Origin of the sequence: Nostoc sp. 'Peltigera membranacea cyanobiont' 213, from assembly GCF_002245975.1 — a bacterium.
In the GTDB taxonomy this organism is placed as follows: Bacteria; Cyanobacteriota; Cyanobacteriia; order Cyanobacteriales; family Nostocaceae; genus Nostoc.
Genome location: NZ_NOLI01000220.1, coordinates 1 through 8,040, shown reverse-complemented (window position 1 = coordinate 8,040; position 8,040 = coordinate 1). Strand labels below are relative to the sequence as shown.

Sequence of the window (8,040 nt, the reverse complement as noted above, 5' to 3'; positions counted from 1 at the left end):
CCCCAATTTATCCTTTAAAAAATTCATGCAAAGTCAAACTATTGACCCAGCTAAAACCGAACTCAATCATCATCACGCGGCGGAAGCGTCCGTCGGCCATCATGAAGAACATCCAGACCATCGCCTGTTTGGGCTATATGTCTTCCTGATTGCTGAAGGGATGATTTTTATGGGGCTGTTCGGAGCTTACTTGGCTTTCCGTGCTACCTTACCTGTGTGGCCGCCAGCAGGGACTCCAGAATTAGAACTATTGCTACCTGGAGTCAACACCATCAATCTAATTTCTAGTAGTTTTGTCATGCACAATGCTGATACTGCTATTAAAAAGAACGATCCGCGGGGTGCGCGAATCTGGTTAGCAATTACCGCTCTCATGGGCGCTACTTTCTTAGTGGGTCAAGTATATGAATATACCCATTTAGAATTTGGTTTAACTACCAATTTATTTGCTAGTGCATTTTACGTTTTGACTGGTTTCCACGGATTGCACGTTACCATCGGCGTTTTGGCAATTGTTGCTGTGTTGTGGCGATCGCGCACTCCGGGTCACTACAGTAACGAAAAGCACTTTGGCATTGAAGCAGCCGAAATCTACTGGCACTTCGTTGACGTGATTTGGATTATTTTGTTCGGATTACTGTATCTACTGTGAGTATTAATTATTAGTTGTTTACTCCACGCGAACAACTTAAACATGCCCCCAGTAGGGGGCTTTTTTAATGAACAGTAAATACAGTTCTAGGACTTACGTACTTTACAAAATAATTATTTTGTGTATAAACCTAAATAAGCCGTTTCAGGTTTTTATTAATCAATTCATTGATGGCAAATAGACCCGCGTCGTAGGGGCAATTCATGAATTGCCCCTACGACGAATATGGTTTTCAAATCATCTATACTTGGTCTTTTCTGTCAATCCGTAAGTCCTAATACCATTTCTTTGTGAAGCTACGCCAAATTTCCTTTGCTTCTTATTTCTTTCTTTGTGCCCTTTGCGTCCTTTGCGGTTCGTTCCTCATATAGTTCGGCGCACCTTCATACAAAAATGGTATAAGTTCTTGCTTTCTCGAAATGTATGTATTAATAAAGTTACAGTGGATACTGCAACTATACTTAGTCCATTAAATTCCTCTGTTCAAGGTTTTGTTCAATAAGTGAACCCAAAAATTAAAATAATTTACTTAAATCCTGAATCTTGTCTTCTACCTAAAGTTATACGGAGAGTACGGGACCAAACCCTCGATAATGGTGCGTTACAAACTTCGTTCTAACGCACCCTACAATACTGGCTCCCCTACAATACCTAATTTTGTTCAAAAATCAAATATGATTCCTATACTATAAACTGGTGTTAAATTTACTTAAGTGATAGAATTTACTAAATTATTCCGAAAACAAATTTTATATGTAAGATACCTATAAAGGTATTAAATAAACCAATTCAAGAGGCTAACCATAAAACTGCTCTAAAGCAGAGGTTGCCTAACAAGCTGGCTAGCTCAAATATCAACAAATCTAGCGGCTGATATTCATACCCTCACCCAAGCTCTGAATGGTCAGTAAATTAACAAGTAGTATACGCCACATGAGCCAGAACCCTCTAGTCAGAAAAACACTCCGCAGTCGCTCTGAGACTGTCAAACTGCTGGGAAGCGGACAATCTGGTAATACTTACTTGTTAGCAAGTGCTAGACGGAACAGACATCATAAATACTCTTTCGCCAGAAAAACACTTCGGAATCGCTTTGAGATTATTAAACACTTAGGAAGTGGAGGTTCTGGTGATACATACTTAGCCATAGACCTGGATTTACCAGGACAACCTCATTGTGTTGTCAAACATTTAAAACCAAAAGATTCCAATCCTGCTGTTCTACCCATCGCTAAAAGCTTATTCGATCGAGAAGCGGAAGTTTTATACCAACTAGGCAACGATCACGATCAAATTCCGAGACTGTTTGCCCATTTTGATGAAGATGGAGATTTCTATTTAGTCCAGGAATTTATTGATGGTCATGCATTGACTCAAGAAATTGTACCAGGTCAGCGTCTTAGCGAAAATACAGTCTTCAACTTATTAAAAGATATCCTGGAAGTGCTGGCATTTGTCCACCAAAATGACATTATTCACCGGGATATCAAGCCCCAAAATTTAATGCGGCGGTACTCCGATCGAAAGATTGTGCTAATTGACTTTGGGAGTATTAAGAAAATTGGTGCTTTGGTACCAGGCTTAACAATTGCTGTTGGAACTCCTGGCTATATGCCTAGCGAACAGGCTAAGGGAAAGCCAAAACTTTGCAGCGATATCTATGCAGTCGGGATGATTGGCATTCAAGCTTTGACAGGTTTAATACCCGATCAACTACAAGAAGATCCCAATACTGGAGAAGTTCTTTGGCGCGATCGCGCACAGGTAAGTGATGGCCTTGCAAATATTTTAGATAAAATGGTTCGCGATCGCTATAACCAGCGTTATCAGTCGGCATCGGAAGCTTTGGAAGCACTTAATTCCGATCTGGAACTGCCACAATCCTCAAAATCTGTTGGCATCAACCAAAACACTGATGATACTTATTTGCTAAGTTATAGAAACTTTATCTTGCTACTAGGAATAGGGCTTGGTGCCACCACTAGTTTGATAGTGATAGTTTTAATCTACACATTTATTAATACAGGTGCATCATCTCCAAACCAACCCACTCAATTAAATAATTTTATAGAAAAATTGGTTGAGCAACGGTTAACTAATGTTAATGTGAATCGCTTAATAGCCAAAAGAGGAGTCTGCAAAAGCAATTGCAGCATTACAAAGACTACTAAAGAGCAAACGGAATCTCACCATAACAGTTAACTTTGATTTTTGTTCGCGCAGCGTGGTGTAGCCATATTTATTTGCTTAGATGGCAAGAAACAATAGTAAAGAACGCTCTTTGAGTCCTACTGAGTTTTTTCAAAAATAAAATATGAGTCATACATTAGAAAAAGTTAAGAATCTAACAGCAATCATAAAGATAGCTATTAACTAGCTATTAGATATTCACATTGAATCTAAATATTATTCTAGGATAAATACCTAGAGATTCCTGTAAGATGAATACAATAAACAATATTTAAAAATATGGACAATACAAATCAAAAAAAAGCTTTAATTAACGGTGAAATAGCCCTCTTTCTTAGAGGTTTGATTATTGGGAAAGTGCTGACACTTATGGTTATTGGCGGATTGCTTTGGTGGTTACTAAAGCCAAATTTATTATCCCGCAACAGTGTTGACTCTTCTTCTAATCAAAGTTTAAAGTCCGTCTCTAATACTGCTACTGCATCCAATTTTCAGACAATTACAGATGTCCCCACTGCCTCATTTAACTACGGAGGAAGTACGGCTTGGGCATCTATCCGGCAATTGGTAGATTCTCAGATCCAGAGCGATCGCCCCGAACTAAAATTACGTTACGTAGACCCTGTTAATGCTAGCCCTGGTTCTAGCTCAGGCATTCGGATGTTACTTGATGGGAAACTAGACTTTGCTCAGTCTTCTCGTCCTCTTACAGATGAAGAACAAGCTATGGCAAAAGCGCGAGGCTTCACCCTTGAGCAACATCAGGTAGGTATGGATGCGATCGCAGTGGTAGTCAACCCATCACTGAAAGTATCAGGTTTAACTGTTGACCAATTGCACCAGATTTATTTGGGGCGAATTACTAACTGGAATCAAGTAGGTGGGCCAAACCTACCCATCACACCTTTGTCTCAAAGACCAGAGGACGCAGATACAGTAATATTCTCAACCAACAGCGACTTGAAAGGGGAAGCACTTGGCTCGAATGTGCAATATGTGTACTCTGCTACAGAGGCAGTGCGCCAACTCAGTAAAATTCCTGGCGGTGTGTATTACGCTTCTGCTCGTTCAGTAGTATTTCAGTGTAGTGTGAAGGCTTTACCATTGGGTAGCACTTCTGGTCAGCTAATTCCCCCCTATAGGGAACCTATGGTATCGCCTGAGCAATGTCCACGTCAGCGCAACCAGCTAAATACTCAGGCTGTCAAAAATGGCAGCTATCCCATAATTGCTAATTTGTTTGTGATTATTAAGCAGAATAAAGGTCGGGAACAGCAGATTGGAAATGCATATACCAATCTTTTATTAACTGACCAAGGGCAAAGAGCAATTGAGCAAGCTGGTTTCGTCGGGGTTCGCTAGTAGATTTGGATAATAATTAAGACTGTAAATAAGTGGGTCAAATTAAATATAAAACCTCACCCTGCCTCCGGCTTCCCTCTCCTTACTAAAGAGAGGTATTGAGGGTGAGGTTTACTCTTATATTTAATTACGTCTACCCACTTATCAGTATTAGATGCTATTTGTTGATTTTCGCTCAATACTTGTTTGATAAGTTATCGATAAATGATATTGTTGCTTTATGTAATGCGATCGCACTCTCCATTATTCTCCATTGCTGCGGCTAGTTTTTCTAGATTTTGACGAATAGTGACACTACGAGTATGATTTACACCCCACACTCCCTCACAAATACTTAAAGCTTCCAAATAAAGCGGCTCGGCTTCACCATAACGTCCGGTTTCACGATAAATTTCTGCCAAATTATTAAGACTTTCGGCAACATTAGGATGATTTTCTCCCAAAAGGTGCTTATCTAGTTCTAAGGCTTTTATACATAAAGATTCTGCCTCACCATAACGCCCCTGCTCCCTGTACATATAACCAAGAGCGTAGATAGTATCGGCTAAAAGTGGATGCGCCTTTTGCAATAGACGCTGCTTGAGTTCTAATGATTGCAAAAATACTGTTTCAGCTTGAGCGTAGCGTCCTTGAGCGCGGTAAATCAATCCTAAATTGTGCAAATCTGTTGCAACATCAGGATTTTCTTCTCCCAAAAATCTCTTATCTAACTCTATTGCTTGTTGCGACAACGGTTCAGCTTCGCTGTAACGTCCTTGATGATAATAAAGTAGCGCTAAATTATTTAGTATAAGAGCGAAAGTAAGATGATTTTCACCAACCAAACGTTTTTCAACTTCTAATGATTGCAGATACAGAGGTTCTGCTTCGTCATAACGCCCTTGTTCATCATATAGTAATGCCAAATTGTTCAGACTGACAGCAACATCGGCATGATTTTCTCCCCAGAGACGTTTTCTTAGTTCTAAAGCTTCTTGATATAACAGTTCTGCTTTACTATATTGGCCAGTAGATTTGTAAAGTCCCGCCAAATTATTCAAGCTAGTAGCAAAAGAAGGATGGTTGTCTCCTAGCAGGCGTTTTCTAAGTTCTAAAGCTTGTTTATATAAGGGTTCAGCTTCGCTGTAGTGTCCTGTTGCACGATATATTCCGGCTAAATTGTTGAGGCTATTAGCTAAGTCTATCTGCAAACCTAATTCATTTTGTAGCTCACTCGCCTTTCGCCAATACTTAATTGCTAATTCCTGTTCTTCTTGATAATTCTGAGATTCACCCCGATCTAATCTACTGTGGTAAATATCGCCCAATCTTGAGTATAAAGTAGCCAAGGTTGGATCTTTAGTCCCCCGTTCCTGTTCTATTTTCTCGATTAGTCTTTGTAAATCTTGAATAGGCAAGAAAAAGGGGTTATTTTCATTAGTATCTGTGCTGGCTAATTCTGTATCTCGAAAAACAAAACGTATAGGTTCTAATTCTTTACCAGGAATAGCATTCGTCTTTTGAGATTCAAATCGAAATACACCATTACGCCAACTCCAAAAATCAGGCGCTTTTTTAATCAGGTTAACTAAAATTTGATTAGTTACCCAAAGCACTATCGCAAAGGGAAACTCACGCAATCCTTCCCTTGTCCATTGCAAGTAACCAAAAAATTTCTCCTGTTCCGATTGCTCATTTCCCAATCTGAGAAAATAAAGTTGTTCAGCACCTGTCACAGTAATCACCGCCTGGTTTTGCTGACGAAGATATTCTTCTTGCTGTAACAGTTGGTTAAGAGCAGCTTTTAGGCTCGGTTCCTGACGTGCTAAAGTCACTCGATATGGACGGAATGCAGGTTGTAGTTCAGCTTCATATTGGGCAATAATTTCATCACGAAAGCTAGCATCATCGCAAACTGCAATCAGCAGATTCAATCCCCGTCTTTGAGCTTCAATAGAAACAATTAAATCGTCATACGCATCTTGATTTTCTCCCTGATTATCTAATGATTCTTCATTGAACATTAATGGCTCCCTGTCTTCTCAAACTTTCGATAATGATTGGATGAACATCGTACCAAGTTTCATCAGTCCGATATTCTAGGACATATAGCCCATGTAGCAAATCTAAAAACTCTGCTTGTTTGGGGTCATTGGGCATGAATTGTTCATAAACACTCTGCAAAATATCTATATCAACTTTTCCTAAACGGATAGAAAAATCATTGCGAATTTTATTAATTGCTTGAAGAAGAATTTTATCATCAATGATAACTTCGGCTGAGGGATTTCGTCGGATAGTCCGTAAACAAATACGGCAACATTCCTTAGAGATCCGAATTAACTCTCGCAACACGCCACCACTGTAAATCACGATTTTTTCAGCAGTTTCAGCCGCAATTAATTCACTGGGAATCCGTTTTTGTAAAACTTCACCAAGAATCTTTGTTGCTTCCGGGCGAGGTTGGGCATTAGGAAAGCGATTTTTACCTTTATCAAAAATTTTTAAAACAGGCATTGCCACAACCTGATCGTTGGTTTCAGTGGTAATTATTGTGCTGATAAATGTTTCCCGAAGGACTGCGATGGGGATGGTGTAAATAATTTGAAAGTTAGGTTGGCAGAGAGCTTTAATATTATCTCGATAAATTTCATTAACTCTTCCTAAGTCAAGCTTATCTAAATCATCAATAATAACTAAAACATTTTGTTGAGTTGCAGCTTGAATTAAAGCAGCTATTTCATTAATTCTGGCAACTAAATCTGATAATTTGCGTTCAAATTCTTGCTTAATTTCATCCCGAACGCTAGCATCAGCTTTTAATTTAGAGCTAATCAATTTTAAGAGGTCAAAACCTATACTAGCTTCTGCTTGTAAATTTGATTCTTCAGTGCGAGTGCGAGTAGCAAACCACTTATAAAGGGCTTCTTTAGTAGAGTGTGGGATATCAACTTTGCGGGCTTCTGCCTCTGTCATCAAATTAACTGCGATCGCAAACAGTATATTAATATGATTAACAGCCGACATTTCAATTTTGTCAGCAATAGAAAATAGAACTACAAAATATTTATCTTGGATTTGTCGGCTAAACTCAGCTAACAAGGTAGACTTACCACATCCTCGATGTCCTGTAAAGACAATTTTGCCATCTCCATTAGGACTATCTTCCACTAATTGGTTAAGGTCTGCAATTAAATCATCACCATATTCGACTCTAAATCTTTCCATTTCGTTCCGTTCCATCAACGGAAACAGTTCGAGATTGCTGTATGCTTCTTGAAAGGAGTTTAATAAGTCTTGAGACATCGGAAAGTGCCGTAAACGTGCTAGCTATTCATATAATGGCTCATGATTTATGTAGCAAAAGTTAAAGCAATGTCTAGAATAGAGTCTGCCTACATAACTCCTCAAATTACGTTAATAAATAACTACTAAGTGAGTAGTATGTTATGTCTTAAAAAGAGATGCCCTAATACCAAAGTTTCAACCTATTAATAAGTAATAGAGGTCAATAATCAATCAGACTGAATGACAGATTATACATTCGATAATTTAGACTGAATGATGGATTATACAGATAAAATACTGAAAGCTACTCAACATATAAATAAAATAAAATTTTCAGTTATAAAAATAAATTTTTAGTGTGCTTCGTCTCATCACCCTCTAGCCGATGTGATGGTAGCTGTTGTTACTATTAGTTAGTAGTCTGTCAAGGAATAATTGACGAGTACATTCTTTGTAGAGACGGCGATTTATCGCGTCTCTCTAACGTGTCAAATTTTTTAGACGCAATTTATTGCGTCTTTACTGAGATATAGCGGTTCTCAGTTGATGTAGGTACTGAACCCCACCCC

5 protein-coding genes are annotated in these 8,040 nt (G+C 38.8%); 3 read left to right on the top strand and 2 right to left on the bottom strand.

Annotation, left to right across the window (positions count from 1 at the left end; translation table 11 throughout):
• Nucleotides 1–25 precede the first annotated feature (25 nt).
• The 3 genes from CDG77_RS32335 (at nucleotide 26) to CDG77_RS32325 (ending at nucleotide 4,204) form a co-directional block, all read left to right on the top strand.
• On the top strand, nucleotides 26–652 hold the full coding sequence (locus tag CDG77_RS32335) for a cytochrome c oxidase subunit 3 (RefSeq protein ID WP_094333292.1): 627 nt from the start codon (nucleotides 26–28) through the stop codon (nucleotides 650–652).
• A gap of 933 nt (nucleotides 653–1,585) precedes the next feature.
• Nucleotides 1,586–2,854, top strand: coding sequence for a serine/threonine-protein kinase (locus CDG77_RS32330; protein ID WP_223270099.1), 1,269 nt, complete (start codon nucleotides 1,586–1,588; stop codon nucleotides 2,852–2,854).
• A 267-nt stretch (nucleotides 2,855–3,121) separates the two neighbouring features.
• Nucleotides 3,122–4,204 (top strand): PstS family phosphate ABC transporter substrate-binding protein, encoded by a 1,083-nt coding sequence (locus CDG77_RS32325; protein ID WP_094333290.1) that lies wholly within the window; start codon nucleotides 3,122–3,124, stop codon nucleotides 4,202–4,204.
• Nucleotides 4,205–4,422: 218 nt separating this feature from the next.
• On the opposite strand, the gene CDG77_RS32320 is transcribed toward CDG77_RS32325, so the two are convergent.
• Nucleotides 4,423–6,207: a tetratricopeptide repeat protein gene (locus CDG77_RS32320; protein ID WP_094333289.1), complete on the bottom strand. Its 1,785-nt coding sequence runs from the start codon at nucleotides 6,205–6,207 to the stop codon at nucleotides 4,423–4,425.
• Nucleotides 6,197–7,489 carry an ATP-binding protein gene (locus CDG77_RS32315; RefSeq protein ID WP_094333288.1) on the bottom strand — a complete coding sequence of 431 codons (1,293 nt, stop codon included), beginning with the start codon at nucleotides 7,487–7,489 and terminating at the stop codon, nucleotides 6,197–6,199. Before CDG77_RS32315 ends, CDG77_RS32320 begins: the two co-directional genes overlap by 11 nt.
• Nucleotides 7,490–8,040: the final 551 nt, after the last annotated feature.